Consider the following 2,324-nt stretch of genomic DNA (forward strand, 5'->3'; position numbering starts at 1 on the left):
GATCTTGTCCGCGGGGACGCCGGTGCTGGCGGTGAGGTACTTGATGAACAGCCGCCAGGTGTCCCGGTAGGTCGCGATCGTGTTCGGGGACAGGCCCCTTCGAATTTGGGCGTGGCCGGTGAAGTAGGACTGCAGGGACGGCGCCAAGAGGGTCATGACCGCGCCGCCTTCGGCTGGGCGAGCCGGGTCGCTGCCAGCGCCATGAGTTCCGGGGCCGCGGACAGGTACCAGTACGTGTGCGCGGTGCTGGTGTGCCCCAGCCACGTGGCGAGCAGGGTCAGGGTGCGCTGCGGGTCGCCGCCGCCGGAGTAGGCAGCAGCCATACTGGTAACCAGCAATGTTCGGATCCGGTCGAATAGCCGCTCATCGTTGATCTGTTGACGTGGTTATTCGTCATGGTTGGTGATCATGTCTGTGGGCCAGCTCGGCCGCGTAGCCTGACCAGTCGGCTCCGGAGTCTCGGGTCCAGCGGGTGGCGGTTGCTGGGGTCAGGTTGAGCAGTTCGGCCAGGACGGCTGCGGGGACCTCGGCTGCGAGCTGGACCAGTGTGGCTCGTCGTGCGGGAAGGGCTCGGATGCCGAGCAGCCGGAGGCGTTCGCCCAAGCGAGCGGCGGTGATGGGCCGTCCGGGTAGGTGTCCTGGGAACAGCCATGGGCTGGTGGCGGGTGAGCCGATGCCGCGGTGGCTGCGGCGGCCGGCAGCGGCCAGGTCGGTGAGTAGGCCCGATAGCGGTTCGGGGACGATGATCTCGTGCGCCGCGAAGCGCAACGCGACGATGTCGGGGTCGCCGCGATGGTGGACCTGATCGGTCCTCATGACGGCGATGCGCGACAGTTGCTGGCCGTAGCAGAGCAGCAGGGCGCCGGCGACCCGGTCGGCCAGGTCGAGGCTGTCATCGTGCAAGAGGCGGGCCACGAGTGCCCAGCGCTCGTCGGCGTCGATGGCGGTCCCGGTGTTGCGCGCGGTGGCCGGGACGAGCATCGGGATGCAGTGGTGGTGCTCGGCGGCCCAGGCGAGGAAGTCGCGGGCCGGGTAGCCGGTGGGTGTGGCGGCGAGCCAGTCGTCGAGATCGCCTTGGCGGCACCGGTCCAGGGTGAGGCCTTGTTGATCGAGCCAGTTCAGGAAGCGCGCGGCGGTGCGCAGCTGGGTGCGGGGGTAGCCGGTCGGGCTGTGCCCGGTGGCGCTGCGTGCTGCTCGTCGGCGCAGTCGGCGCAGGACCTGCCAGGTGGCGTAGCCCTGCAGCAGCCGGCGGTGCTCGCCGTCCTGCACCTCGGCGAGCACGGTGGCCACCCAGGCCTCGATGCGGGCCAAGGGTTCGTCGCGGGCCGGGAGCACGTCGGCCGCGACGAGCACGTGCCGCAGGTAGTCGGCGCCGCGGCGGCGCGGGTGCGCATCGAGCGCGTCATGGGTCAGGGCCGTTGTCCCGGCGGCGAGGTCGGCCAGGACGGCGGCGCCGGCGCCGCCGCGTAGCCAGTTCAACGCGGTCCGTGGGGTGCTGGTCGCCAGGATCGCGTCGTGGACCGCGAGCAGCTCCGCGGGGACCTTCCCGTGATCGGCGCGCAGCAGCTTGCCGGCGCGGCGGGCCAGCGCGCAGCGCTCGCACCGGCCGCGTTCGTAGAGCTTGTCCTCGCGGCCGCAGTCGGTGCAGACGTGACTGGTGGGCAGCCCGGCGCAGTCCGCGCAGGTGTGTGCCTGCGGTCCGGGCGGATGGACCAGCCGACGCTCGGCGTGGCACCCGCGGCACGTGCCGCGGTGGCGCAGCGCGGCGGTGTAGCACGGCTCGCACACCGGTCCCTCGGCCCAGTTCGCGCTCGGGGGCCGGTCCTGACCACAGTGGGCGCAGACCGCGGTTCGGCGCGAGGCGCACGAGGCGCAGACCGGGGCGTCGCTGCCGGCGAAGGCGCATGGCCGCAGGCGTGCACAACCTGAGCAGAGGGCTTGGGGCGAGCGGAAACACGCATCGCAGATGTCGGGCTCGTCGTCGTGAGCGCGGCGGGCGATCCGACGGGTCCGGCCGCATCGTCCGCACTCGCGTCGTGGCCGGTCCGCGCAGCGGGCGCAGAGCGGCCTGCGGTCCGGGTCGCGGCCCGCGACGGGCTTGACGATCCCGCAGCGGACGCAGGCCTCGGCCAGCTCACGGGCCCGGCACCGAGCGCACACCCCGCCATGGGTCGCGGACCGGGTCAAGGCAAGGCCCTCTCGTGAACAGAGCGCACAACGCGGCGCCGGCAGACAGGTGACGCCCTCGGCGCGCAAAGCCGCTACCAGCCGGCCGACCACCGGCGGCGCCCCGATCCGCAGCGCGGCCGGGTCGGCGGCCAACG

General features: G+C 72.8%; 2 protein-coding genes. Both read right to left on the bottom strand.

Going from position 1 to position 2,324, the window contains the following annotated elements; translation table 11 throughout:
- Window positions 1-152: 152 nt before the first annotated feature.
- Complete coding sequence (locus N864_RS24380) at window positions 153-323, bottom strand: site-specific integrase (protein ID WP_205621030.1); 171 nt, start codon at window positions 321-323, stop codon at window positions 153-155.
- 70 nt (window positions 324-393) lie between these two features.
- Window positions 394-1,788 (bottom strand): hypothetical protein, encoded by a 1,395-nt coding sequence (locus N864_RS21530; protein ID WP_034722280.1) that lies wholly within the window; start codon window positions 1,786-1,788, stop codon window positions 394-396.
- Window positions 1,789-2,324: the final 536 nt, after the last annotated feature.

Origin of the sequence: Intrasporangium chromatireducens Q5-1 (assembly GCF_000576575.1) — a bacterium.
In the GTDB taxonomy this organism is placed as follows: Bacteria; Actinomycetota; Actinomycetes; order Actinomycetales; family Dermatophilaceae; genus Intrasporangium_A; species Intrasporangium_A chromatireducens.